This window comes from Streptomyces sp. MGP-BFMKR1 (assembly GCF_057766585.1).
Genome location: NZ_CM173408.1, coordinates 5467521 through 5491778, shown reverse-complemented (window position 1 = coordinate 5491778; position 24258 = coordinate 5467521). Strand labels below are relative to the sequence as shown.

General features: G+C 74.5%; 17 protein-coding genes, 1 pseudogene and 1 riboswitch. Of the genes and pseudogenes, 4 read left to right on the top strand and 14 right to left on the bottom strand.

Annotated elements, in window-relative coordinates; all coding sequences use genetic code 11:
• Positions 1-9: 9 nt before the first annotated feature.
• From eno to AC3CHW_RS21670, 5 genes are all read right to left on the bottom strand, one after another.
• Positions 10-1296, bottom strand: a complete 1287-nt coding sequence (gene eno, locus AC3CHW_RS21690) for a phosphopyruvate hydratase (RefSeq protein WP_176162032.1) — start codon at positions 1294-1296, stop codon at positions 10-12.
• Positions 1297-1774: 478 nt separating this feature from the next.
• Positions 1775-2536 (bottom strand): transglycosylase family protein, encoded by a 762-nt coding sequence (locus AC3CHW_RS21685; RefSeq protein WP_398610233.1) that lies wholly within the window; start codon positions 2534-2536, stop codon positions 1775-1777.
• A gap of 2 nt (positions 2537-2538) precedes the next feature.
• A riboswitch (cyclic di-AMP (ydaO/yuaA leader) is annotated at positions 2539-2704 on the bottom strand.
• 275 nt (positions 2705-2979) lie between these two features.
• A complete protein-coding gene (locus tag AC3CHW_RS21680; protein ID WP_488467567.1) occupies positions 2980-4083 on the bottom strand; it encodes a transglycosylase family protein in 1104 nt (367 codons plus the stop codon).
• A 632-nt stretch (positions 4084-4715) separates the two neighbouring features.
• On the bottom strand, positions 4716-5954 hold the full coding sequence (locus tag AC3CHW_RS21675; RefSeq protein ID WP_398610235.1) for a cytochrome P450 family protein: 1239 nt from the start codon (positions 5952-5954) through the stop codon (positions 4716-4718).
• 392 nt (positions 5955-6346) lie between these two features.
• Positions 6347-6796 carry a DUF6479 family protein gene (locus tag AC3CHW_RS21670; RefSeq protein WP_488467566.1) on the bottom strand — a complete coding sequence of 150 codons (450 nt, stop codon included), beginning with the start codon at positions 6794-6796 and terminating at the stop codon, positions 6347-6349.
• Between the two features lie 242 nt (positions 6797-7038).
• Between AC3CHW_RS21670 and AC3CHW_RS21665 the strand changes: the two genes are divergently transcribed.
• Complete coding sequence (locus AC3CHW_RS21665) at positions 7039-8418, top strand: MFS transporter (protein WP_488467565.1); 1380 nt, start codon at positions 7039-7041, stop codon at positions 8416-8418.
• A 30-nt stretch (positions 8419-8448) separates the two neighbouring features.
• Here AC3CHW_RS21665 and AC3CHW_RS21660 read toward each other — a convergent pair whose 3' ends face one another.
• The 3 genes from AC3CHW_RS21660 to AC3CHW_RS21650 all read right to left on the bottom strand — a co-directional run bounded on the left by AC3CHW_RS21660 (position 8449) and on the right by AC3CHW_RS21650 (position 11223).
• On the bottom strand, positions 8449-9528 hold the full coding sequence (locus AC3CHW_RS21660; RefSeq protein WP_488467564.1) for a nucleoside triphosphate pyrophosphohydrolase: 1080 nt from the start codon (positions 9526-9528) through the stop codon (positions 8449-8451).
• Between the two features lie 31 nt (positions 9529-9559).
• Positions 9560-10204 (bottom strand): SurA N-terminal domain-containing protein, encoded by a 645-nt coding sequence (locus AC3CHW_RS21655; protein ID WP_488467563.1) that lies wholly within the window; start codon positions 10202-10204, stop codon positions 9560-9562.
• A 290-nt stretch (positions 10205-10494) separates the two neighbouring features.
• Positions 10495-11223: an HNH endonuclease family protein gene (locus tag AC3CHW_RS21650; protein ID WP_488467562.1), complete on the bottom strand. Its 729-nt coding sequence runs from the start codon at positions 11221-11223 to the stop codon at positions 10495-10497.
• Between the two features lie 255 nt (positions 11224-11478).
• On the opposite strand from AC3CHW_RS21650, the gene AC3CHW_RS21645 reads away from it, so the two are divergent.
• The gene (locus tag AC3CHW_RS21645) at positions 11479-12981 is read left to right on the top strand and encodes a DUF2079 domain-containing protein (RefSeq protein ID WP_488467561.1); all 1503 of its coding nucleotides are present in this window, start codon (positions 11479-11481) and stop codon (positions 12979-12981) included.
• Positions 12982-13224: 243 nt separating this feature from the next.
• Positions 13225-13644, top strand: coding sequence for an acyl-CoA thioesterase (locus AC3CHW_RS21640; protein ID WP_398610241.1), 420 nt, complete (start codon positions 13225-13227; stop codon positions 13642-13644).
• A 121-nt stretch (positions 13645-13765) separates the two neighbouring features.
• Here the strand turns inward: AC3CHW_RS21640 and AC3CHW_RS21635 are convergent, their stop codons facing one another.
• From AC3CHW_RS21635 to AC3CHW_RS21625, 3 genes are all read right to left on the bottom strand, one after another.
• Positions 13766-15064 (bottom strand): DUF2786 domain-containing protein, encoded by a 1299-nt coding sequence (locus AC3CHW_RS21635; RefSeq protein WP_488467560.1) that lies wholly within the window; start codon positions 15062-15064, stop codon positions 13766-13768.
• Between the two features lie 397 nt (positions 15065-15461).
• Positions 15462-16736: a L,D-transpeptidase gene (locus AC3CHW_RS21630; protein WP_488467559.1), complete on the bottom strand. Its 1275-nt coding sequence runs from the start codon at positions 16734-16736 to the stop codon at positions 15462-15464.
• 342 nt (positions 16737-17078) lie between these two features.
• Positions 17079-17567: a hypothetical protein gene (locus AC3CHW_RS21625; protein ID WP_488467558.1), complete on the bottom strand. Its 489-nt coding sequence runs from the start codon at positions 17565-17567 to the stop codon at positions 17079-17081.
• 109 nt (positions 17568-17676) lie between these two features.
• On the opposite strand from AC3CHW_RS21625, the gene AC3CHW_RS21620 reads away from it, so the two are divergent.
• Positions 17677-17961 carry a hypothetical protein gene (locus AC3CHW_RS21620; RefSeq protein ID WP_187060496.1) on the top strand — a complete coding sequence of 95 codons (285 nt, stop codon included), beginning with the start codon at positions 17677-17679 and terminating at the stop codon, positions 17959-17961.
• Positions 17962-18052: 91 nt separating this feature from the next.
• Here AC3CHW_RS21620 and hutH read toward each other — a convergent pair whose 3' ends face one another.
• The 3 genes and pseudogenes from hutH to AC3CHW_RS21605 form a co-directional block, all read right to left on the bottom strand.
• Positions 18053-19609: a histidine ammonia-lyase gene (gene hutH / locus AC3CHW_RS21615; RefSeq protein WP_488467557.1), complete on the bottom strand. Its 1557-nt coding sequence runs from the start codon at positions 19607-19609 to the stop codon at positions 18053-18055.
• Between the two features lie 33 nt (positions 19610-19642).
• A complete protein-coding gene (locus AC3CHW_RS21610; RefSeq protein WP_488467556.1) occupies positions 19643-22012 on the bottom strand; it encodes a coiled-coil domain-containing protein in 2370 nt (789 codons plus the stop codon).
• Between the two features lie 966 nt (positions 22013-22978).
• A pseudogene (locus tag AC3CHW_RS21605) lies at positions 22979-24106 on the bottom strand (GGDEF domain-containing protein); the annotation flags it as partial.
• Between the last annotated feature and the right edge of the window lie 152 nt (positions 24107-24258).

The following is a 24258-nucleotide window of genomic DNA, read 5'->3' as shown; positions in this document are numbered from 1 at the left end:
TGGCCCGGCTCAGCCCTCGAAGCGGAAGCGCGGGAAGGCGCTGCGGCCCGCGTAGACGGCCGCGTCGTCGAGGATCTCCTCGATGCGCAGGAGCTGGTTGTACTTGGCCACGCGCTCGGAGCGGGCCGGGGCGCCGGTCTTGATCTGGCCGCAGTTGGTGGCGACGGCCAGGTCGGCGATGGTGACGTCCTCGGTCTCGCCGGAGCGGTGGGACATCATGCACTTGAAGCCGTTGCGCTGGGCCAGCTCGACGGCGTCCAGCGTCTCGGTCAGCGAGCCGATCTGGTTGACCTTGACCAGCAGGGCGTTGGCGGTGCCCGAGTCGATGCCGCGGGCGAGGCGCTCCGGGTTGGTGACGAACAGGTCGTCGCCGACGATCTGCACCTTGTCGCCCAGCTCGTCGGTCAGGGTCTTCCAGCCGTCCCAGTCCTCCTCGTTCAGCGGGTCCTCGATGGAGACCAGCGGGTAGGCGGCGACCAGTTCGGCGTAGTACGCGGTCATCTCGGCGGCGCTGCGGGCCTGGCCCTCGAACGCGTACTGGCCGTCCTTGAAGAACTCGGACGCGGCGACGTCGAGCGCGAGCGCGATGTCCTGGCCCGGGGTGTAGCCGGCCTTCTTGATGGCCTCGACGATCAGGTCGAGCGCCTCGCGGTTGGAGTCCAGGTTCGGCGCGAAGCCGCCCTCGTCGCCGAGGCCGGTGGACAGGCCGCGCTCCTTCAGGACGCCCTTGAGGGTGTGGTAGACCTCGGCGCCCCAGCGCAGGGCCTCGGAGAAGGACTCCGCGCCGATCGGGGCGATCATGAACTCCTGGATGTCCACGTTGGAGTCGGCGTGCGAGCCGCCGTTCAGGATGTTCATCATCGGCACTGGGAGCTGGTGCGCGTTCGGGCCGCCCAGGTAGCGGAAGAGCGGCAGGTCGGACGCCTCGGAGGCGGCGTGCGCGACGGCCAGCGAGACGCCGAGGATGGCGTTGGCGCCGAGCGAGGACTTGTCCGGCGTGGCGTCCAGGTCGAACATGGCCTGGTCGATCAGGCGCTGCTCGGTGGCGTCGTAGCCGACCAGCTCCGGGCCGATCTGCTCGATGACCGCGAGCACGGCCTTCTCCACACCCTTGCCGCCGTAGCGGGCCTTGTCGCCGTCCCGCAGCTCAAGGGCCTCGAACTGGCCGGTCGAGGCGCCGGACGGCACGGCAGCACGGCCGGTGCTGCCGTCGTCGAGGCCGACCTCGACCTCGACCGTGGGGTTGCCTCGCGAGTCGAGGATCTCGCGAGCTACGACGACGTCGATAGACGGCACGAGCGGTCTCCTTCGTGTGGGTCTGAGCTTCTGCGACACGAGCCTAACCGGCCCCGGCACCCCGGCTCGCCGCACGCCCGCCGGACGAGACGACAAGAGGGAAAAAAGCGCAGATCGATGGGTGAACGGCGCAACCGAATCGGCCGCGCGGCCCCGGACAGCGCCGGCCGGGACGTCCGCGCGAGGCGCCCGCGGCATGCCTACCGGGCCCAGGCGACCGGGCGCCGTCCAGACGGCGGCGGTACGGCGTCCGTACGGCGGCGGCGTCCGTACGGCGGCGGTACGGCGGCGGCGCGTGGGGACGGCGTGTGGGGGCGGCGCGCGCGGACGGCGCGTCCGGGGGGCAAACGCGGAGCCCCGCCGCGATGCGCTCGGGGGTAGGCGCACCGTGGCGGGGCGGTCTGCGGTCCCTCCGGGCGGGGAGGGACGGACGCCGGGCCGGCTCTGGGCGGAGCCGGCCGGGCGCCGGAGGCGGGGATCAGCTCAGGTGGAGCTGCTGGCCCGGGTAGATCAGGTCGGCGTCGGTGACGACGTCGTCGTTCAGGTCGTACAGCTTCTTCCAGCCGCCCTTGACGTTCTCGGCCTCGGCGATCTTGGCGAGGGTGTCGCCGGCCTCGACCTTGTACTCGCCGTCGCCCTTCTTGATCGTCTTCGGGGCGCTCTGCTGCGGCACGGACTGCTTCGGGGCGGCGTGCTTGGGCACGTACCGCTCGGAGCTGCGGCTCGGGGCCTGCTCGTCCGTGGCGCGCGGGCCGGCGTGCTTCGGGGCGGCCTTCGGCGCGGACTGCTGCGGGGCGGCCTGCTGCTGCTTGGGCGCGGCCTGCTGCGGCGCCTGCTGCTTGGGGGCCTGCTGCTTGGGCGCGGTGTAGCCGCCCTGGGTCAGGTTGACGCCGCAGTGCGGCCAGGCGCCCTTGCCCTGGCTGGCCAGGACCTTCTCGGCGATCTGTATCTGCTGGGCCTTGGACGCCTTGTCGGCGGTCGGGGCGTAGGCGGTGCCGCCGTACGCGGCCCAGGTGGAGGCGGAGAACTGGAGGCCGCCGTAGTAGCCGTTGCCGGTGTTGATCGACCAGTTGCCGGTCGACTCGCACTGGGCGACCTGGTCCCACTGGCCGGTGGTGGCGGCGTTGGCGCCGGTGGCCCCCATCAGCGGCACGGCGACGGCGGCACCGGTGACACCGGCGAGCGTGGCGATGCGAGTGGCCTTGGACGGACGGCGGTGCTTGCCCTTGGAAATCAGCATGTTGGTTTCCTCACCGACGCCTACGAGGTGAGCTGTCGGGTTCGGACTGTGAGTTGCCCGGCCGCGGTCTCCCGCGGCTTCACCCCAAGCCGTTCAGCCCCCTCGTTCCACGGACCGTCCGGCACTTACCTGTGGTTCCCCCGCTCCTGCCTTCGGCGCTTGACGCGTCGGTTTCCCCCGGCCGCCGGCAGGATTCGGCGTGACGACCAGTGGCGCTCGCGGTGGCGAGCGATGAAGACCGTAATCACAGATCCCCGGAGTGCTCAAACCCCAACATCCCTGGAAAGTCAGTGGGGTTTGCCCGCAAGAAAATCACATCACCGCAGGTCAGACAGTGCACCTGAAGGACGGACAAGCGCGACACGCCAGAGATCGAACGAGACCCATGTCTCACTTTCGCGAATCGGTGTACACCGGGGCGAAGCACCCCAAGTGACGGCCGATCAGCGGTCCGCCGCCGCCTCCAGGTCGAGCTTCTGGCCGGGCAGGATCAGGTCGGGGTCGTCCCCGATGACGCTCTCGTTGGCCTCGTAGAGCGCCGGCCAACCGCCCGGTGTCTCGTGCTGCTCGGCGATCGCCCACAGCGTGTCACCGGACCGGACCCGGTGCTCACTCCGCGTCTCCGCGTCCGCCCGGTCGCTCGCGCGCCCGCGCTCGCTGCGGTCGGCGTGCCGGCCCTCGGGGCGCTGTCGGTCGTCCTCCCGGCCGTCGGGGCGGCCCGGGGCGCCGTCGGGCTCGCCGCGGTGCTTGCCGGTGCCCGTGCCGTCCTCACGCGCCTTCTCGCCGGCGCCGGGGCGCTCGGCGCCGCCACGGGGCGCCTCGGGCCGCTCGCCCCCGGCCTCGTCGCGGTCGGCGGGCCGCTCCTCGCCCCGGCTCGGGCTCGGGGTGGTACGGGGCGTCTCGGTGGGCTGCGCGTCATCGCTCGGCGCGGACGCGTCGGGGCCGGGCCTGTCGCCCTGTCTCGGCTTCTTGTCCTGGCCGGGCGTGGCGTCCGGCGTCGGCTCGGCGTCCGGCTCCCGCTCGTCGGTCGGGGTCGGCTTGGCGTCGTCCGGGGAGGGCTTCGCGTCCGGGGTCGCGTCCGGCTTCGGGGTCGGGGCGTGGCCGTAGTCGCCGCGGTCGGTGCCCCGGTCGTCGTGGCTGGGGTCGCCCGGGTTGACGTCCGGTACCTCGCCGTCCTCGGTCAGGCCGGCCGGCTGCGCGCAGTCGCTCCACGCCACGGGGCCGCGCTCGGACAGGATCGTCTGAGCGATGGCTATCTGCTGCGCGCGGCTGGCCAGGTCCGGGCGGGGCGCGTGGTCCGTGCCGCCGTAGAGCTGCCAGGCGTCCAGGCTCAGACCGAGGCCGCCGTAGCGCCCGTTGCCGTCGTTGGCGCTCCAGGTGCCGCCGCTCTCGCACTCGGCAACGCGGTCCCAGGTGGCCGTGTCGGCGGCGCCGGCGCTGGTGGCGCCGAGCAGCGGGAGGGCGATTCCCGCGCCGGTCACCCCCGCGGCGACGACGATGGCCGGGGCCTGACGGGGGCGGCGATGTTTGCCGTTGCCGGATCGCATGCGGTGGCCTCTCAGGTTGGCGGCAGATTTTGACGGTCGAACATACTGCCGGCCCGGGACCGTCACAAGCTGATGTAGCGGAGGTCACGCGGCGATCACACCGGTGACGGAGCGTCAGATGACGGGTGGGGGCGTCCGTTTGCCCGCGCCCTAGCACAGGGGTGTCACGCGCTCGCGGGCGGGCGGCCGGGGACCCGGCGCGCGGCCGTGCCGAGGGGCGCGGGAGGTCAGGAACGGGGCGCGGGGTGCGCGGAGTCGGCAACGGCGGGCGGCGTCGCGCTGCCCGGCACGTCGAACGGCCGGCGCACGGGGCGCCCGCCGCCCCTTTCGGGCACCCGGGCGCGTCAACGGCGCCTCCCCTCATCGCCGTACGCGCCCTACGCAGCCGGGCGCGAGGGCACAGTCCGGCTGGAGGGCGACCCTTCTGGAGCCCAACCCGGCTGGAGCCCACCCCGCTGGGGGCCGACCCGCTGAGGCCGCGCCCTCGCGGGGCGCCGTACTCAGGGGAAGCCGGACCGCCGCGAGCCGCCGCAGTAAAGAAGAGGCCCCGCCGCGAGCCGCCGTACCCAGTACTAAGAGGAGGCCGGGCCGCGAGCCGTACTGAGAAGAGACCTCCTTCACAGGCCGCCGTACTAAGAGGAGGCCGGGCCGCCGGGTGGGGTGAAGGTGACCGGCAGGGTGCGGAGGCCGCGCATGATGAGGCCGCCGCGCCAGCGCAGTTCGTCGGGGTCGGCGTCCAACCGGAGGTCGGGCAGCCGGGTCAGCAGGGTGCCGATCGCGGTGCGGGCCTCGATCCGGGCCAGCGGGGCGCCCACGCAGTAGTGGATGCCGTGGCCGTAGCCCAGGTGCTGGTTGTCGCGGCGGGAGAGGTCGAGCCGGTCGGGGTCGGGGAAGCGGCGCGGGTCGCGGTCGGCGGCGGCGAGCACCACCAGGACCGGGTCGCCCTCGGCGATGTGCTGCCCGTCGATGGTCAGCGGCGCGGTGGCGAACCGCCAGGTGGCCAGCTCGACCGGCCCGTCGTACCGCAGCAACTCCTCCACGCCGGTGTCCAGGAGCGCGGTGTCCCCCGCCGTCAGCGCGGCCTGGAGCCTGGCCCGTTCGCCGGGGTTGCGCAGCAGGGCCAGGGTGCCGTTGCCGATGAGGTTGATGGTCGTCTCGAACCCGGCGAACAGGAGGACGAAGCACATGGCCGCGGCCTCGTTCTCGGTCAGGTGCTCGCCGTGGTCGCTGGCCCGGATGAGCCCGGAGATCAGGTCGTCGCCCAGGTTCTCGCGCTTGCGGTGGATGAGGTCGGCGAGGTAGTTGCGGATCTTCTTGACCGAGCGGGCCACGCCGCCGCGCGGGCCGCCGCCGTGTCGGATCATCATGCCCGCCCAGTCCCGGAAGTCGTCCTGGTCCTCGGGCGGGACGCCGAGCATGTCGCAGATGGCGTAGATGGGGAGCGGGAAGGCGAACTCGTGGATCAGGTCGGCGCTGCCGCGCTCGGCGAACGCGTCGATCAACTGGTCGGTCAGCTCCTGCACGCGCGGCGTGAACTCGGCGGCGCGGCGCGGCGTGAACGCCGCGGAGACCAGCCGGCGCAGCCGCGTGTGGTCCGGCGGGTCGATGTTGAGCAGGTGCGTCATCAGGTCGGCGCTGCGCTCCCCCGGGATGCCGACCCGTCCCTTGGCGTGCGCGGCGGCGCTGTGCCGCAGCGGGTTCTTCGACAGCCGTGGATCGGCCAGCACCCGCCTGGCGTCGGCGTACCGCGTCACGAGCCACGCTTCGACGCCGCTGGGCAGCGTGGTCTTGCGCACGGGGGCGTGCTCGCGCAGCCAGGCGTACGCCGGGTACGGGTCGCTGGCGAACTCCCAGGTGAACAGCGGCGGCATCGGCGGCACGCCGCCCCCGGACGCGCCCGTCTCGGGCCCGGCCAGCCCCGGTACGTCCGCAGGAGACGCGTCGGAGCCCGGGCCGTGCGGCCCTCGCGGGCAGGGCCCGGCGGCGCCCCGTCCCGCCCCGCCGGGCAGCGGCTCGGGCGCCGGCGGCTCGGTGGGCGGGAGGTGCGCGGCGGCCTGTGCGGCGGTCTGGTCGAGAGCCTCTGCGGCGGCTTGATCCGGGGCCCGCACAGCGGCCTGGTCGGGGCCCTGGGTCAGCGGGCAGGTCGGGGCCGGCGGGCGGGGGGCGGTTTCTTCGGGCACCCTCCGACGCTACTCGCCCCGCGCCGGCCCCCGGCGCGAGGCCGGGGTGACCGTGCCGCCGAGGTGACCGTGCGGCGGGGCGGCTACTTGCGGCGGCGCCGGCCGGTGTACTCGCCGTCGCGGGCGGGCCTGGTGCCCTCGTTGCCGTGGTCCTTGAACTCGTACGGCATCATCCGGTGCCGCCCGTCGCTCTTCGGCACCTCGTCCGGGACCCGGTGCTGGGTCTCGTAGCCGATCTCCTCACCCTCCTGGTGGCCGGGGCCGTGGTCGGGTGGGCAGTGGCCGGAGCGGTGTTCGTCGGAGGTCTCCCACGCGCCGGAGCGGCGCTGGGGCTCCTGCGGGGGCGGCGGCTCGCGGTCGCGGCGGCGGAGACCGTAGACCACGGCCAGGATCAGCACGGCGACGACGGCGAGCCCGGCCACGAAGGGCGCGATGCCGACCAGGTGGTCACGTTTGATGGCGAGCTCGACGACCGCGTCGGAGGCCGAACCCGTCGGGAAACCGGTGGTGGAGGCCATGCTCTGGATGTTCATGGGCCACGAGTACCCCTCTTGTCCGTGCTCAGTCGGCCCACCTGGACAAAACGGCCCACGCCCCGCGCGAGCCTCCCCACTCCCCCACGGCCCCCGGCGCCCCACCCACCGGTCGGCGAGCGCGATGGATGGTCGGGGCAATTAAGTGCTGGACGCCCCCGTGGTCGTCGGGGGAGGGTCGGGCGGGCGCCGCGCCCCGACGCGCGGCGCACGAGCGGCCCGACAGGAGGCGCGCGGCGAGGATGGCGGAGGAGAACATGCGGGACGACGGCATACGCGAGACGGCGCCGGGCGCGGACGCGCCGGACGCGACCGGGTCGCGGGGAAGCGGACCGCGCGCGAACGGGTCGCGAGCGGCCGGGACGGGAGGCGCCGTGCGGGACGCGGCCGGGGGAGGCGACGGCGAGGCGGGCGGCGCCGAGCCGGAGGCGGACGCGCCGGGCATCGGGCGCGGCCTGTTGCTGCTGATGTCGGTGGCGGCCGGCCTGTCCGTGGCGGGCAACTACTTCGCCCAGCCCCTCCTCGACACCATCGGCGACGACCTGGGCCTCGGCTCCTCGCTGGCCGCCCTCGTGGTCACGGTGGCCCAGGTGGGCTACGGGCTCGGCCTGGTGTTGCTTGTCCCGCTCGGCGACCTGGTCGAACGGCGCCGGCTCGCGGTCGGCCTCACCGCGGCCACCGCCGCCTTCCTCACCGTCACCGCCAGCGCCCCGAGCGGCGCCCTGCTCCTCGTCGGCACCGCCCTGACCGGCTTCACCTCGGTCGCGGCCCAGGTCGTCGTCCCGTACGCGGCCACCCTCGCCGCGCCGCACGAGCGCGGGCGCACCGTGGGCACCGTCATGTCGGGACTGCTGCTCGGCATCCTGCTGGCCCGCACGGCGGCCGGCGTACTGGCCGACCTCGGCGGCTGGCGCACCGTCTACTGGGTCAACGCCACCCTGATGGCGATCCTCGCGGTGCTGCTCCACCGCTACCTGCCCCGGCTGCGGCCCACCTCCACGCTCCGCTACCCGGCGCTGCTGCGCTCGACGGCCGCGCTGCTCGGGCAGGAGCCGGTGCTGCGGCGGCGGGCGGCGATCGGGGCGCTGACGTTCGGCTCGTTCAGCGTCCTGTGGACCGCGATGACCTTCCTGCTCTCCGGGCCCGACTACCGCTGGTCCGACTCGGCGATCGGACTCCTCGGCCTGGTGGGGGCGGCCAGCTCCCTCGTCGCCTCGATCAGCGGCCGGCTGGCCGACCGTGGCCTGGCCCACCAGGTGAGCCGCGTCGGCGCGCTGCTGTTGCTGCTGTCCTGGGGCCCGCTGCTCGCCGCTGGTCCCGGCGGCCCGTGGGCGGTGGCCGCGCTGCTGCTCGGCGTGCTGACCCTGGACCTGGCCGTGCAGGGCGTCCACATCAGCAGCCAGAACCTGGTGTACGCGGTGCGCCCCGAGGCCCGTAACCGGCTCAACTCCGCCTACATGAGCAGCTACTTCGCCGGCGGCGCGGCGGGCTCGGCGATCACGTCGGGCATGTGGGCCACGGGCGGCTGGCCGGCGACCTGTGTGGCGGGCGCGGTCCTCGCGGCGGGCGCGCTGCTCCTCGCTGCCCCGCCCGCGCCCCGGCCCGCGACGCCGGCCGCGTAGCGGGCCGTGCCGCGCGGGCCCGGGCGGCGGCTACTCGGCCGACTCCCCGGCTCCCTTGGCGCCCGACGCCTCCGCGTCGGACTCCTCCGCCGCGCGGATCGCGTCCCGGTAGGTGCGCGCGGCGGCCCGCAGCGCCGTCTCGGGGTCGGTGCCCGCCGCCTCGGCGCGGGCCGCGAGCGCCAACAGCTCGTAACCGACCCCGGGGCCGTCGGGGAGCGCGGAGATGCCGGCCATCCGGGCCCGCGAGGCGAGCTTGGCGGCCAAGGCCAGCGCGGGCTGGCCGAGCGGCACGCCCTCCGTGACCGAGGTCCGCCGCTTCTCGACCGCCTTCGTCCGCAGCCACAGCTCCTTGACCTCCTCGGGCGTACGCGCGGTCGCGTCCCCGAAGACATGCGGGTGGCGGTGGATCAGCTTGTCCACGATGGTGGCCGCGACGTCGTCGACGCCGAACGGCTCCGCCGGGTCGTCCTGCGCGATACGGGCGTGGAAGACGACCTGGAGCAGCACGTCACCGAGCTCCTCGCGCAGTTCGGCGCGGTCCCCAGCCTCGATGGCCTCGACCAGCTCGTACGCCTCCTCGATGCCGTACTTGGCCAGGTCCTGGTGGGTGCGCTGGCCGCTCCACGGGCAGGCGAGCCGGATCTGGTCCATGATCTGCACCAGGTCGAGGAGGCGCGCCCCGGGCAGGTCGTACGAGCCGGGCAGCAGCTCCAGGTCGGGCACGGCGGCGCGGCCGGAGCCGGCGAGGGCGGCCAGCTCGTTGGTGAGGGCGGACTCGCCGGCGGCCGAGGTCACCACCACGACGGTGCGCCCGCCGGCAGCCGCCTCCGCCTCGCCATCGGCACCACCAGCGGCAGCGGCGTCGGCGACGCAGTACGCGACCAGGGCGCGGGCGTCGGCCTCGGTGATCTCGACGGCGATCCCCGCGTCCCGCAGGTACGGGAGTTGGGGGTGGTCCGCGTCGGCGCACAGCACCCGGTCCGCCGCGCGCAGCGTCTGCCACGCGGGCCAGGACAACAGGCCCGGCGCGACCCGGTGGGTGGTGGTGAGCAGGACGAGTCGGCCGGTGCCGGGGGCGGCCTGGGGGGCCGACGTTCGAGGAGCGTTCACCCCTCGAACGTAACCCACCCGCCGGGGCCGACTACGCCGGGCGCCGCTCCGGCTCGTTGACCTTGATCCACGGTTCCTTGGTCGGCACGGCCCTGCCCTGCAGGCTGTCCCAACTGCCGTAGCGCGGGTTCACGTCGATGCCCAGGCGCTTGGAGGTGGACTGGAACGCGGTCACGGCCGGGCCCTCGCCGAGTTCGTGGATCAGCTTCATGCGCAGCAGCTCGACCCGCATCGTGGCGTTGATCTGCTGCGGGGCGATGCCCTGCTCAAGGAAGACGGTGCGCAGCGCCTTGGCGCCGCCCGGCCGGTTCTCGGCCCGCTTGACCTCCTGCTGCACCTCGCGCGGCGTGACGCTGACCCCGTTGTCCTTCGCGGCGCGCTCCACCACCCGGGTGTGGATCATGCGGATCAGGGTGTCCCGGCTGAGCTGTCCGGACCGCGCGATCAGCTCGGTGGCCTGCGGGGAGTCACGCTGGGCGTCCCGTACGTCCCTGACCTGCGACTGGAGCTGCGAGACGGTGATCCGGTCACCGTCCACGACGGCCGCCGCCCCGGGGTGCGCGTCGCTTCCGCAGCCGGTGAGCAGCGGCACCGTGCCGAGCAGTGCCACGGCGGAGACGGCGAGCGCGGACCTGCGGCCCCGCGCGGTCCTGGGGCTTCGAAGCGAACGCAGCATGGAGCCTCCCGGCAAGGTTCAAGACCTGAGGAGGGGCGGGCGGAACCCCTCCAGGGGTGTGCGCATCGACCTGGCGTTGATCGATGGTAAGGAGTCGCAGCGGCGGTAGCCACTGGTTCGACCAACGATTCGTGTTCGGTTGGGATGCGCGAGCGGGACGTACGGGCGAATTAGCGGACGGATCACCACCCGCGCGCCCACCCCCCGCCCCGCCCCGGCCCGTCCGTCGGCTCAGCGGCCCGGCGCGGCGGCCAGTTCCCCGTCCGCCCCGGCCCGGCCGGCCCGTCGGCTCAGCGGCCCGGCGCGTCGGTGGGGGCGGTGCCGACCGGCAGGGCCGTCCTCGGGCAGCCGCGCAGCACCCGGGCCATCGCGTCCTTCTCGGCGCGCGTGACCCACACCCCGTACTTCTTCTTCACCGCGACCTGCCGCGCCACGTACGGGCAGCGGTAGCCGGTGTTGGCGGGCAGCCAGGTCGCGGCGTCGCCGTCGCTCTTGCGGCGGTTGGCCGACGCCTCGACCGCGATCAGGTTGAGCGGGTCGTTGGCGAAGGCGACCCGCTTGCCGCGCGGCCACCGGCCGGCGCCCTTCTGCCAGGCGTCCGACAGCGCGACGACGTGGTCGATGTCCACCTTGCTGCGGCCCCGCCGGTAGGCGACGTCGCGACCGGTGTACGGGTCGCTCACCAGGGTGCCGGCGACGACGACGCACTCGCCGTCGCGGAACCGCACGTCCTTCAGGTCGCGCCGGAGTATGTCGTCGCGGGTGCCGCACCCGTTGCGGTCGGTGTCGGTCCACGCCCGGCCGAACTCGCCGCGCTCGTACCCGGTCCTGGGCGCGCGGCCCTTGACCGCCAACTCGTCCAGGGCCCGCAGCGCGCTGGCCGTGCCGGCGCTCGGCGCGGGACCGCCGCTCGGCGACCCGCCCTTGTCCGACCCGTCCTGGTCGGGCGAGCAGCCGGTGAGCGCGAGCAGCGCGGCGAGGGCCGCGGCGGGCAGGGCGGTGCGGCGGGCGCGTATCACGGGGTGCTGTCCGTTCGTCAGGCGCGGGGCGGGGATGTGCCGTGGGGCGGCATCACGGTACGGGCTGTCGCGGCGCGAGGGGGCGGGGTCGACGCGATCGGCGCGGACCGCGGCCCGGGCCGGCGAGACCCCTGCTGGGAGCGGGTCCGATTCGCGTATCTTTGCGGCGGGGGTGGGCTCCTTCGTCCCCGCGCGCAGGCACCGCGCACCGTCGCCGCGCACCGTCACCGCCGCTCGCAGCCAAAGGACCGCACCATGGATTCGGCCCCCTCCGTCGCCGCCTCAGCCGAGTCGGCGGTGCCCGACGGCTCCCCCGACGGCACCGCCGACGCACAGCCCGCCGAGCACCGACTGCGGCGCTCCGCGCGGCGGCTGCGGGAGGCCAGGTTCGACCCGTACTGGCTGGCCGCCGCGCTGTTCGTGGCGTACGCGACGCTGTCGGTCACCCGCTACCGCCGGTTCGCGTCGATGTCCTGGGACCTGGGGATATTCGAGCAGGCGGTGCGCTCGTACGCGCACTTCCAGGCGCCCATCGTCGACCTCAAGGGGCCGGGCACCAACGTGCTCGGGGACCACTTCAGCCCGGTCACCGCGCTGCTCGCGCCGTTCTACCGGGTCTTCCCCAGCCCGGTGACGCTGCTGGTGGCGCAGGCCGTCCTGTTCGCGGTCTCGGCCGTGCCGGTCACCCGGGTCGCGGCGCGCCTGCTCGGCCGCCGCCGGGGGCTGGCCGTCGGCATCGCGTACGGCGTGTCGTGGGGCGTGCAGCGGGCCGTGGACTTCGACTTCCACGAGATCTGCTTCGCCGTCCCGCTGATCGCCTTCGCCCTTGAGGCGCTGCTGCGGGAGCGCTGGCTGGCGGCGGCGTGCTGGGCGGCGCCGCTGGTGCTGGTCAAGGAGGACCTCGGGGCCACGGTCGCGGCGATCGGCGTGGTGCTGTTCCTGCGTGGGCGCCGCGCGCACGAGAAGGTGGCGCCGCTGGCCCTCGGCCTGGTCGGATTCGGCGTGCTGGCCTCGGCGTTCGCGCTCAGCGTGGTGATCCCGGAGTTCAACACCAGCGGCTCGTACGACTACTGGAACAAGATCGACGCCGAGGGCGGCGGCCCGGCCCCCACCATTCCGCTGGAGACGGCGCTGCGCACGCTGGCCTGGGTCCTGGTGCCCACCACGGGGCTGCTCGCGCTGCGCTCCCCGCTGCTGCTCGTGGCGCTGCCGACGCTGGGGTGGCGCTTCGTGTCGCACGAGGAGCACTACTGGGGCACCGACTGGCACTACAGCGCGGTGCTGATGCCGGTAGTCTTCCTCGCCCTCGTGGACGCGGTCCACCGCTCGCGGCGCAGCCAGCGCGGATGGCTGCGCGGCTACGCCGACCAGTTGCCGGCCGCGGTCGCCGCCGCGAGCCTGGCGCTGTGCACGGCGCTCCCCATGGCCGGGCTCACCGAGGCGGACACCTACCGCAAGCCGGCCTGGGTCAACGAGGCGGAGGGCCTGCTCGACCGCGTCCCCGACGACGCCACGGTGGAGGCCAACATAGGGCCGATCAGCCGTCTCACGCAGCGCTGCCGGGTGCTGTGGATCGGCGACACCCGCGGCGTGCTGCCGGACTACATCGCCCTGCACGAGCCGAACGGCCGCACCCCGGACCAACTCGTCGACTACGCCCGCCAACTCCACCCCACCGCGCACTACGCCCACGTCGACAGCGCGGGCGGCGTCCACCTGCTGGCCCGGGTCGGTGGCGGGGACCGGGTCACGGCGTAGCGGCCGGACGGCGGCGGGGGCGGCGGCCGGGGCCTACGGGGCGGCGGCGTTGGGCGCGTACGAGGCACGGCGTACGGGGCACGTGCGCGGGCGCGTGGCCCGGGCGCTGTGCGCAGGGCCACACCGCCCGGCGTTTGCCTCGCGCCCTGGCACCGGCGATAGTCACGGGTGGTCAACCGATCACGCAGGACGGGCAGATCGGGCCGGGACGGCCCGGCGGACGAGAACCGAACGAGGGGTCCCATGCAGCCGATCACCGTGCCGATCACCGTACGTGGCTATGAGACGGACTCGCAGGGACACCTCAACATGAGCGTGTACATCCAGTACGCGGAGCACGCCCGGTGGGGCCTGTTCCAGGCCGCGGGGCTGAGCCAGGCGAAGCTGCTGAAGGCGGGTATCGGGCCGGTCAACCTGGAGACCAACATCAAGTACCTGCGCGAACTGCGCGCCGGCGACGAGGTCGAGGTGAGCTGCGCGGTCGTGTGGGGCGAGCGGAAGACGTTCGGCATCGAGCAGACCATCACCAAGCGGGACGGCACGGTCGCCGCCGAGCTGCGCAGCGTGGTCGGGATGCTCGACCTCACCGAGCGCCGCATGGTGGCCGACCCGCGCGGCTGCCTGCGCGACCTCGGCGCCGACCCGAAGGTCCTCGACCTCTGAGCCAGCCGCTGGCCCGGCGATGCCTGCGGCCAGCGCTTTCCCGGGACCCGTGCTTTCCCGGGACCCGTGCTTTTCCGGGGTCGGTGGTTTCCCTTGATCGGGAGCGCGGCCGACGAGGCGGCTAGCGCAGCCGCGCCTCGTCGGCCGCCGCGAGGCCCGAGGCCCAGCCGTGCGCGTCGCGCCCCCTGAGCCGGTGCGAGACGGTCCGTGGGAACATCCGCTCGGCCGCGTCGCCCACGCTCACCTCGCGCGCCGCGAGCACCGGCAGCGGGTCCGCCGTCCGCTCCCGCGCCGCATCGTGCGCCGCCTCCCGCTCGGCCTGCCGGGCGGCGCCCGCCAACCGTTCGCGGATGCGGCCCGCGTAGGCGATCAGGAACGACTCGCGGAAGTCACGGGTGCGCCGGGCCCGGCCGCCGGCGTGGTGGCGGTCGCCGGCTCGCCGCATCGCGGTCGTCGCCTGCACCAGCAGCGAGGTGTGCAGCAACTCCACGAGTTTCAGGTCCGCGGGGTAGCCGACGACCGTGGAGAAGGCGAACTCGGCGGACCACACGGCCTGGCAGCGGTTCGCCTCGGCCACCGCGTCGAGCAACAGCGCCTTGGCCGACTCGTACGGGCCCTCCACGCCGATCCGGCACGCCTGCGGCCCGTCGTCGTCCAGGGCACCGGGGCCGCCGGGCCGCGCCGGGTCCCGGGCCGCGAGCAGGGCCTCGTCGATGCTGTGCCGGGCCATCAGTTGCTGGGCCTTGACCGTGAGCGCCTCGGCCTCCTCGGGGAACTCCGTCGACTCCGCCTTGGCCAGCAGCGCCCGCACCCGCTCCAGGAAGCGCGGATCGGCGCCCCGTTTAGCATCGCGCGCGGGAGCGCCGCCGGTGGGGCGCGGACCGCCGCGCGCGCCGGCGTACGGGCCGGGCGGCGGGCCGATGGGGGTCAGCGGCGGCAACTGGCCGACGAACCGCAGCACGTCGAGGGCGCGGCGCGCCACCTCGAAGCGGCTGGCCCGCTCCCGGCCCGCCAGGGCGTCCAGGTAGCCGGCGGCGCCGCCGTCCCACCACACCTGGGCCTCCAGCGCCCGCAGTTGAGCCGACCAGCGCTCGGGGAGTTCGGCCGGCGGGTGGCGGCGGGCGTCGTCGGCGATCAGGTCGAGGGCCAACCCGGCCCGGCCGGCGGGGCGTTCGCGGCGCAGCAGCCGCACCACGTCGGCGGGGTACCAACCGCTCCCCCAGCACCGGGCGAGGCTGGCGCGCGCGGCGCGCAGCAGCGCGCGGCTGACCGCCGGGGCGCCACCGGGCGCGGCGGCGAGGGCGGACGCCCCGGCGTCCAGCGCCAGGTCCACCGCGTCCGCGTCGGCGCCGGCCGGCACGCTCAGCACCTCCCGCAGCACCCGCTCCACCAGCGCGCCCGTCTCCTCGCGCTCACCCACCACAGCCTCCTGCCGTCACCACGTCCGTCCGCCCCGCCGCCTGCCCGCCCCGCCCGTAGGCCCGCGCGCTCCGCCGCTCCCCCCACTCCACCACGCCGCCGCCCCACCGGTTCCCGGCCGCCCGGGGCGCCGCGTACGCCCGGGGCGCCGCGTACGCCCCCTCGCGCCCCTGGGGCCGCCCACGCGCCGCTCGCACCACCCCACCGCGCTCGGCGGGTGCCGGCCCGTCTCCCGTGCGCCGCCGCCGGGGGCGATACGACGTCCGCCGGGCGGCGATCGGCGGGGTGCCGATCGCCGCCCGGCGGCGGGGAGGGGGTCGGGCCGTCGGCCCGGGGTGGGTCAGCGCGCGGGGGCGCCGACCCGGGTGGAGTTCAGCGGGTGGGGTTCAGCGGGGGACTCAGACGGCGCTGCCCGCGACCCACTCGTCCCAGTCCATGTTCCAGCCGTTGAGCCCGTTGTCCGGCTTGATGGTCTTGTCCGGGGAGTTCTTCATCACGACGACGTCGCCGAGGATGGTCTGCTCGTAGAACCAGGCGCCGTCCTGCGAGGGGTCGCCCGCGCCCTTGGCGTCGTTCAGGCCGATGCAGCCGTGGCTGGTGTTGGCGGCGCCGAAGATCGAGTCGGAGCCCCAGTAGTTGCCGTGGATGAAGGTGCCCGACGTGGACAGCCGCATGGCGTGCGGCACGTCCTTGATGTCGTACTCGCCCTTGCCGTCCTTGCCGGTGAAGCCGACGGTCGAGCCGTCCATCCGGGTCTCCTTGAACTTCTCGGAGATCACCATCTGGCCGTTGTAGGTCGGGTTCTCCGCGCTGCCCGCGGAGATCGGGATGTCCTTGATCTTCTTGCCGTCGCGGACCACGGTCATCCGCTTGGTCTTCGCGTCCACCGTGCTGACCTGCGAGCGGCCGATCTTGAAGCTGACGGTCTTGTCCTGGACGCCCTTGACGCCGTTGGACGCCTCGACGCCGTCGAGCTTCATCTTCATCGTCACCTCGGACCCGGCCTTCCAGTACTCCTTGGGCCGGAAGTCGAGGCGGTTGGCGCTGAACCAGTGGCCGACGATCTCCTGGCCACCGGTGCTCGTGACGTTGATCGCGGACTGCACGTCCTTCTTGTTCGTCACGGGCTTGTCGAAGTTGATCGACACGGGCATGCCGACGCCGACCGTCGAGCCGTCCTCGGGCGTGAAGTTGCCGATGAAGCTGTTCTTCGGGGAGACGGTCGTGAAGGACGTGTTCTCCGTGGCCTTGCGGCCCTCGGAGTCCTGCGCGGTCGCCTTGATCTTGTACACGGTCGAGCGCTCAAGCTGCCCGCTCGGCTTCCAGGAGGTGCCGTCCGGGGATATCACGCCGGGAACCTCGGTCCCCGCGGCGCTGGTCATGGTGACCTCGGACAGCTTGCCGCCACTCACGGTGACCTTGGCGTCACTGTTGATGCCGGCGTTGTTGGCGCCGTCCTTCGGCGTGATCTTGATGTGCGCGTCGGACGCGTCCTCCGCCGCGGCCTTGTCCACCTGGGCCTGCGACTTGCCCGGCTTCTCCTTGTCGCCACCGCCGCCGTCGCCACCGTCGTCCCCGCCACAGGCGGAGAGGGTCAGTACGCCGCCGAGCAGCGCAGCCACGGCCACGAGGCCCTTGCGGCGCTTGCCGTCCGTCATCACACGCTTCTCCATTACTGCTGAACCCCGTCAATCCCCGAGCCGGACGGTCGGGCAGACACGCGTACCGGCCACTGCATATGAACGCGTGCACCTTTTGGCCCGTTCCACTACCAGTGAAACTGTGGGCAAGGCCACTCACCAAAAGACCCCGGTCAGACCATATGCCTGACCGGGGCTCCGGTGGTACGGGTCAGCGTCCGCCGCCCCCTTCCCGCATCGGTTTCGTTATCCTCCCCACCCCGCCCGCCCGGCATCCTCCCGCCCCGCGCCGCCGTCGCCCAGCCGCGCGGCGCGCGGGCCCGGCTTCGCGCCGCCCGGCGCGGGTGCGGGGCGGACCGGCGCGCGGGGGGCGCCTCACGGCTGCCGGTAGCCGCCGGCGGCCCAGCCGCCGGCCGGGTCGTAGGTGGCGTCGGGGTCGTCCGCCGCGGCGTCGATCCGCCCGCCGAGCCCCACGTCGTGGCCGGCGCCTTCCTCATCCCGCGCCCGTTCCGCCACCTCGTCGGCGTCGGCGTCGTCGTCGTCGTCGTACAGGTCCTCGTCGTCGTCCAGGCCCCACACCTGGGCGTCCGGGTCGTAGTCGATGGGCTCGCTGCTCCACGACGCCTGGGCCAGCTCGATCCCGGGCACCTCCTTGACCAGGGCGTACGGGTCGATGAGGTAGGCGAGCGCCTCGGCCTGGTCGTCGCGGATGGCCACCCGCGCGTGCGCGCGCTCCTCCTCGGGCATGAACGCGTCGCCGTCGATCTGTTCCCGCGCGGCGACGGCGAGTTGTTCGGCGTCGTTGATGTCGAGTACGAGCTCCACGCGAAGCCGTACGAACGTGGATGTTTCCGGTGTGCTCATGTTCCGGAGCGTAGGCGGCCCGCGCCCAGCCTTCCGCGCGACCCGCAGCGGTCACTACCATCGGCCGATACAGGGCCAATTGGCCGCCAGCACAAGGGGGATCTCTTACGTGACCACCGCACGCCGACCACTGCTGACCGCCGCTGCCGCTGGCGCGTTGCTGTGTGCTCTGTGGTTCGTGCCCTCCGCCAAGGCGACGGAGGACGGCCCCGAGAGCCGTCAGCCGTCGTCGCGACCGACCCCCGCCGCGAGCCCGAACACCCCCGCCAGCCAGGCGCGGCTGGCCGAGTCCGGCAGCATCGACACCACCCCGTACGTGGTGGGCGGCGTCGGTTTCCTCGGTCTCGGCGCGGCGATGGTCACCGTCTCGCTGCGCCGCTCGCGCGCCCTCTGAGCGTTTCCGACACGTACCCCGCGTGGCGCGGCACCCGGCCGGGCCCGGCTGTCCGCCGGACCCGGCCGTGTCGGGACGCGCCTCGCGGGGGTCAGGCCAGCGGGCCCGTCACCGGCTCCACGGCCTCGATGAGCGCGCCCGAGCGCACGAACGCCTCGGCCGCGGCCAGGTCGGGGGCGAGGAAACGGTCCGCCCCGGGGCCCTCGACACCCGCCGCGCGCACGGCGGCCAGCACGGCCTGGGTGGCCGGCGCCGGGATCATGCCCGTACGCAGCTCGATGGCGCGGGTCGCGGTGACCAGCTCGACCGCGATGATCCGGGTCAGGTTGTCCACCGCGGTACGCAGCTTGCGCGCGGCCGACCAGCCCATGGAGACGTGGTCCTCCTGCATCGCGGAGGACGGGATGGAGTCGACCGAGGCCGGCACCGCCAGCCGCTTCAGCTCGCTGACCAGGGCGGCCTGCGTGTACTGAGCGATCATCAGCCCGGAGTCCACGCCCGCGTCGTCGGCGAGGAACGGCGGCAGGCCGTGCGAGCGGTTCTTGTCCAGGAGCCGGTCGGTGCGCCGCTCGGCGATGGAGCCGAGGTCGGCGACGGCGATGGCGAGGAAGTCCAGGACGTAGCCGACCGGCGCGCCGTGGAAGTTGCCGTTGGACTCGACCCGGCCGGTGCCGTCGGCCCCGCGCAGCACCACGGGGTTGTCCACCGCGGCGGCCAGTTCGCGCTCGGCCACCAGGCGCGCGTGCGCGAGGGTGTCCCGGCCGGCGCCGGCGACCTGCGGCGCGCAGCGGATGGAGTACGCGTCCTGCACCCGGGGCGCGTCGTCCTGGTGATGGCCCGTCAGTCCGGAGCCGGCCAGCACGCGCAGCATGTTGTCGGCGCTGACCGCCTGCCCCGGGTGCGGGCGGATGGCGTGCAACTCGGGGGCGAGCACCCGGTCCGTGCCGAGCAGCGCCTCAAGCGAGAGGGCGGCCGTGATGTCGGCCGAGGTGAACAGGCGGGCCAGGTCGGCGCAGGCCATGACGAGCATGCCCAGCATGCCGTCGGTGCCGTTCAGCAGCGCGAGCCCCTCCTTCTCGCGCAGCTCGACCGGCGCGATGCCGTGCTCGGCCAGCAGCTCGGCGGCGGGCCGCAGCACGCCGTCGGGGCCCTCCGCCTCGCCCTCACCGAGGAGGGTGAGCGCGCAGTGCGAGAGCGGCGCGAGGTCGCCGGAGCAGCCGAGCGAGCCGTACTCGTGCACCACCGGGGTGATCCCGGCGTTCAGGATCGCGGCCATCGTCTCGACCACCACGGGGCGGACCCCGGTGTGCCCGGAGGCCAGCGTCTTCAGGCGCAGGAACATCAGCGCGCGCACCACCTCGCGCTCGACGTGCCGCCCCATGCCGGCCGCGTGCGAGCGCACGATGTTGCGCTGCAACTGGGCGCGCAGCTCGGGGCTGATGTGCCGGACGGCGAGCGCCCCGAAGCCCGTCGAGACCCCGTACACGGGGTCGGGCTTGGCCGCGAGGTCGTCGATGACCTGGCGCGAGGCCGCGACACTGGCCAGGGACTGCGGCGACAGCTCGACGCGCGCCAGCCCGCGCGCCACAGCGATCACGTCCTCGGCGGTCGTACCGGACGTCCCCACCACCACAGAGTGCATATCCATATTCAGGCACCCTAGAGACTGAATCGCGGCCTGTCACCATCCGTTCGGCGCGACCTCCGCTTCCGCCGCCTCGTCCGTCCCACGCCCCGCGAGCCCCGGTATCCTGCGGACGAACTCCCGCTGCCGCTGCCTGCGCTCGCGCCGCAGACCATCTCTGGCCACCTGGTCCAGGGCCTTCTTCCGCTTCTTGCGCGCCGCCTTGCGCAGCCGGGTGAACTCGGCCAGCTCCCCGGCGTCCCCCTGGCGCAGCGCGTCCAGCAGGCACTGCTCGTACGCGGCGGTCTCGGCGGAGGAGGCCGCGAGCGCGACCGCCAGCCTGACCCGCTCCGGGACCGGCGCGCCCAGCGCCACGTCCCGTACGAGCAGCTCCGCGAGCCGCTCGTCCCGGTGCACCAGGTAGGACAGCAGGCTCAGGAACCGGGCGCGGTCGCCGCTGCCCGCCTGGGCCAGCATCGTGCGCGCGTCCTCGCCATACCCCGCCGCCTCCAGGGCACGGGCCAGCTCCGCGACATCGCCGGCCGTGGCCCCGTGGGCGTAGTCCCGCAACGCGTCGGGGCCCAGCAGCTCACTGCCGCCGTGACGCATGCTGCGCACCAGGTGCACCGCGTGCCCGGCGAAGTGGCTGCGCAGGCCCTTCCAGAAGGCCCGGCTCGCGTGGCCGCGCGCCCCGCACTCGCCCAGCCGCGCGATCAGTACCGCGAGTTCCTCCGGCGTCTGCACCACGCAGGCTTCGGAGAGGATCGTCCAGGCGCCGCCGTCCAGAACGTCGTCGACCACCGCGACCAGCGAGGCCGCCTCGTCCGCGCCGTGCACGCGCAACGCCTGGGTGAGCACGTCGACCGCGTGTTGCCAGTGCCCGGCGGCGTACAGCGCGCCCACCAGCCTCCCGACCTCCGGCACGCTCCAGTCGCCCACCGCGTGGGAGAGCAACCAGGTGGCCCGCTCCTGGAGACTCACCGTGTGCAGCGCCGTGACCAGCGCGACCAGATGCCCGTGCTCGTGCCGCCGGTGGTTGACGCTGTGCCACAGCAGCCGGTCCGCGCCGGAGCGCGCGAACCGGGAGACCATCACGGCCAGGTCCACGACGTCCCGGGCGGGCCGCGTCTCGGCCGCCACCCGCTCCAGGCAGGCCGCCGCCTCGCGGGACGGGCCCACCGCCAGCAGCTCGCACAGCTCGGCCACCTCCTGGACGGAACGCTCCCGCGCGCACACCTCCAGGGCGGCCTCGACCGTCTGCCGGGCGCCCACCCCGTCGAGCAGGACGACCAGGTCCACCACGTCCGTGACGGGTTTGACGGTGGTGGCGGCCCCCAGGTACACCCGCGCGCTGGCCGCCTGCCCGAACCGGACCAGATGCAGTGCCACGTGCGCGATGTCGGACATCGAGTGGATCTCCAGCGAGGTCTTCATGACGGTCGCCGTGGCGGCCTCCAGACCCTCCCCGCCGAAGTGCCGGATGAAGACGGCGACGTCGGCGGCGGGCCGCACCAGCACCAGCGCGGGCAGCGCCGCCTCCGCCTGCCGGTGGTGCCCCGCCCCGTACAGCGCCTCGATCAGGGTGGCGGCCTCCTCCACCGGCCGCGACTGGCCCGCCGACTTCACCAGCTCGGTGGCCATCGCGGTACGCCCCGGCACGCTCAGGTGGGTCACCAGGTCGACCAGTTGGGGGACCGAGGCCGTACGGTCCGTCGTCTCCAGGATCTCCAGCAGGCCCGGGCGCTCGCCGGCCTCCCCGGCCCGCTTCTCGGCCTCGGCGAGCTGCCCCTCCAACTGGGTGCACTGCTCCTCGGCCTCGCTGACCTCCCGCTTGGCGTCGGCCAGCGCGCCCTGGAGGTCGTCCACCTCGCGCAGCAGCCGATCGCGCTCCTCCCGCAGCTCCTGGTAGGTGCCGCGCCAGGCGATCAGGGCCTGGCCGTACGCGTGGCGGTCCTCCGCGCGCTCCTCCTCCAGCCGGTTGATCTTGCGCTGGAGCGTCGCGAGCCGTCGCTCCCGGTCCCGTAGGACCTCGGTCAGCGCCCTGGCCAGCGCCTTGCCCTGGCTCGCCTCCTCGTCGGCGTCGGCGAGCCGGTCCTGGAGCCGCTGGACCTCGGAGGCGGCCGAGCCGGCCCGCCGCGACCTGCCGTGCAACTCCCGCAGCAACTGCTCGACCTCGGCCGTGACCGGCTTGCCCTCGTCAGCGAGGTCGGCCATCAGGTTCGCGATGAACGACCAGGGCGGGGTCCGGCCACCGTTCAGGTAGCGGGAGACCGTGCCCTTGTCGAGGTGCCGGTGGATCGCATAACGCCGGATGCTGAAGTCCAGGCACGCGAACAACTCGCGCAGCGTCTGGGCCAGCGCCCGCTTGTCCTCGGCCAGTCCGGTGTCCAACGGGGCCAGTGCCCCTGCCGTGCTCTCGCCTGCCACGCCCGCCTCTTGACTTCTCGGTCGCGGGCCCGCCGGAGCGTCCCGCCGCTCGCGTCGGCGGGGAGGACCGCCAACTCCCCCACTATCGCGGCTCGGTGTACGGCTGACGACCGGTTCGACCGTTGCCAGTCACATCGGCGACGCCCGTCGCCACCCCCGGCAACAGGCCCCGGGGCGCCGGGCGTTGCCCCGGCTGGCGACGGGTGCGCGGCGTCGCCGATCCCCCGCGCACCCCCCGTCGCCCCTTGCCGCAACTCCCCGCCGCCGGGCGACAGTGAGGCGCACCGGCCAGGACCGCCCCGAGGAGGAGCCATCACCAGCACCCACCCACCCCACCGCCACGACGGCGAAGAGGCGCCGCCACCCGACCGGCCCTCACGCTGGCGGCGGCTGACCCGCCGCCTCGCGCTCCAGGCCCTGGCCGGCGCGGCGAGCGCGGGCGGCTCGGCGCTCGTCACCCTGCTGATCGTCTGGGCCCAACGCCGCTGACCCCGGGGCGACCACCCACCTGGCCCGGCCGCCCCCGCGTCCGGGCCACCCAGTGGACGTACCGACCAGCCGACGCACGGGGACTCGGCCGGCGGCGTACGAACGACGTCGGCGGGCACCCCGCGCGCCGCAACCCCGATCCCCCCGCCAGCCGGGCCAACCGACGCGCGCGGGAGCTGACCCACGGCGTACGAACGACATCGGCGGGCACCCCGCGCCCCGCACCAGCCGGGCCGAGTCGCATCCGGCCCCGCCGCGCGCCGGCGCCCCGCCGCGCGCCCGCGCCCCCGCTCAGCGCCGCCCGCGGCCCCCCGCCAGGCCACCGCCGGGCACGCCACCGCCGCCGGACAGGCCACCGCCGGGGCCGCCGCCCGGGCCGTTGCCGCCGCCCGGGGAGCCGGGGGCGCCGGACGTGCCGCCCGGGGCGCCGCCGGGCTGCGGGGCGGCCTTGCCACGGGAGGCGCCGTTACCGCGGCCCCGGCCACGGATGCGGCGGCGGTCCGCGGTGGGGGCCGGGGCGTCGGCGAGCCGGACCACCGGGTCCTTGGTACCGCCGTCGCGGCCAGCGACCACCGGGCGGTCCGCGTGAGCCGCCTTCGCGCGGTACTGGGCCGCGTCCGCCAGCCGGAACAGCCGGCGCGCCGAGCGCACCGGGCCGATCGGGTCGCCGGTGGACGCCACGCCGCAGGCCACGCCCTCGCCCAGTTCGAGGGCGCCGGCCCGGCGACACAGTTCGCCGGCGACCGCCACCACCGCGTCCGCCGGCGGGCCGACGGCGAGCAGGCAGAACTCGTCGCCGCCGAGCCGGGCCGCCAGCGTCCCCGGCAGCATCGCGCCGCACACCGAGAGCACCGAGCCGAATCGTTCCAGCAGCCGGTCGCCCGTCTCGTGGCCGAGCGAGTCGTTGACCCGCTTGAGCCCGTTGAGGTCGCACACCACCAGGCTCACCACCGCGCCCTGCCGGGTGTGCGCCTCCAGCGCCTCGTCAAGCCGCATGTCCACCGCGCGCCGGTTGGCCAGCCCGGTCAGCGGGTCCGTGAAGGCCAGCCGGTGCGCCTCCTCAAGCCGCTCGCTCTGGGCGATCCCGGCGGCCGTGACCGAGGCCAGCACGGTGGCGAAGTCGGCGTCGGCCCGGTCGAACGCCGGCCGCCCCGGGGGCCGCGCCACGTACAGCTCGCCCCACGCCCGCCCGCGCAACACGATCGGCGCGACCACGCAACAGCCCCGGCCGCGCCGCCGCAGCGCCGTGACCCGCCCGGACCGCGCCCCGCCACGCCGACCACCGCCCGAGCCGGCCGCACCGGCCGCCGGCTCGCCCGGGGCCACCTCGTCCGACGCCGTCTCCACCCAGGCGCGCGGCTCGCCGCCGTTGATCCACCGCTCGTGCAGGAACTCCGTGATCTCCGGGAAGTCGTGCACCGGGTACGCCTCGTCCACGGGGAACTGCTCCTCGCCCGGCGCCAGCTCCCCGACGTTGACCAGCACCCGCAGCCGACCCAGCTCGCGCTCCCACACGCAGATCGCGGCGAACGACCCCTCCAGCGCGGCCAGGGCGCTCAGCGCGGCGGCGCGCATCGACTCCCGTGCCGTATGCGCGGCTGCCATCGCCTGCGCGAGCCCCACCACGGCAGTCAGCCTCGCATCGCCCCGATCCGTCACGCACGCCTCGCATTCCGTCACTGTCCGCACATGCCCGCACCTCAGCGTAAGAATGTTCGGCAATTTTCGCTTGCGGCAGGTTGAGCTGCGCGGCAGGG

Bases quoted from the DNA above. Each gene is read 5' to 3' on its own strand.
- AC3CHW_RS21640 (WP_398610241.1), top strand. From the start codon at position 13,225: ATGCAGCCGATCACCGTGCCGATCACCGTACGTGGCTATGAGACGGAC.
- AC3CHW_RS21670 (WP_488467566.1), bottom strand. From the start codon at position 6,796: ATGAACATCCAGAGCATGGCCTCCACCACCGGTTTCCCGACGGGTTCG.
- AC3CHW_RS21645 (WP_488467561.1), top strand. From the start codon at position 11,479: ATGGATTCGGCCCCCTCCGTCGCCGCCTCAGCCGAGTCGGCGGTGCCC.
- AC3CHW_RS21685 (WP_398610233.1), bottom strand. From the start codon at position 2,536: ATGCTGATTTCCAAGGGCAAGCACCGCCGTCCGTCCAAGGCCACTCGC.
- AC3CHW_RS21625 (WP_488467558.1), bottom strand. From the start codon at position 17,567: ATGAGCACACCGGAAACATCCACGTTCGTACGGCTTCGCGTGGAGCTC.
- AC3CHW_RS21655 (WP_488467563.1), bottom strand. From the start codon at position 10,204: ATGCTGCGTTCGCTTCGAAGCCCCAGGACCGCGCGGGGCCGCAGGTCC.
- AC3CHW_RS21680 (WP_488467567.1), bottom strand. From the start codon at position 4,083: ATGCGATCCGGCAACGGCAAACATCGCCGCCCCCGTCAGGCCCCGGCC.
- hutH (WP_488467557.1), bottom strand. From the start codon at position 19,609: ATGGATATGCACTCTGTGGTGGTGGGGACGTCCGGTACGACCGCCGAG.
- AC3CHW_RS21630 (WP_488467559.1), bottom strand. From the start codon at position 16,736: ATGGAGAAGCGTGTGATGACGGACGGCAAGCGCCGCAAGGGCCTCGTG.
- AC3CHW_RS21665 (WP_488467565.1), top strand. From the start codon at position 7,039: ATGGCGGAGGAGAACATGCGGGACGACGGCATACGCGAGACGGCGCCG.
- AC3CHW_RS21675 (WP_398610235.1), bottom strand. From the start codon at position 5,954: ATGCCGCCGCTGTTCACCTGGGAGTTCGCCAGCGACCCGTACCCGGCG.